This window comes from Flectobacillus longus (assembly GCF_030056705.1).
GTDB classification, from domain to species: Bacteria; Bacteroidota; Bacteroidia; order Cytophagales; family Spirosomataceae; genus Flectobacillus; species Flectobacillus longus.
Window position 1 is genome coordinate 1 of sequence record NZ_JASHIC010000076.1, and the last position, 545, is coordinate 545.

1 protein-coding gene is annotated in these 545 nt (G+C 43.1%); it reads left to right on the top strand.

Annotation, left to right across the window (positions count from 1 at the left end):
• Positions 1–545 (top strand): Ig-like domain-containing protein (locus QM491_RS25495; protein WP_445451918.1); only part of this gene is annotated, 545 nt, incomplete at both ends.

Sequence of the window (545 nt, forward strand, 5' to 3'; positions counted from 1 at the left end):
AACAACTCAAGATGTGGTAGTGGCGTATTGACCTTAGGAGCTACTTGTGGAGCAGGAGAAACGGTACAATGGTATGCAAGTCAAAGCTCGACAAGTGTATTGTCGACAGGTACAAGTTATGCACCAAGTATAGCAGCAACGACAACTTATTATGTAGGTTGTAAAGATAATACTACGACTTGCGAGACAGCAACGAACTCACGTCAAGCAGTAGTAGGAACGGTTAATCCAATACCAAGTGCCCCAAGTTCAGGAAATGTAACGAATGGCGCAGTCTGTGGCAGTGGCGTAGTAAACTTAAGTGCAACTTGTACATCAGGACAAACAGTACAATGGTATGCAAGTCAAACATCAACAACTGCATTGACAACAGGTACAAGCTATGCACCAAGCATCACAGCAACGACAACCTATTATGTAGCATGTAGAGATAACACTACAAATTGTGAAACAGCAACAGGAACCCGTCAAGCAGTGATAGGAACGGTTAACCCAATTCCAAGTGCACCAAATGCTAATAATGTAGTAGGAGCCTCAAGATGTGA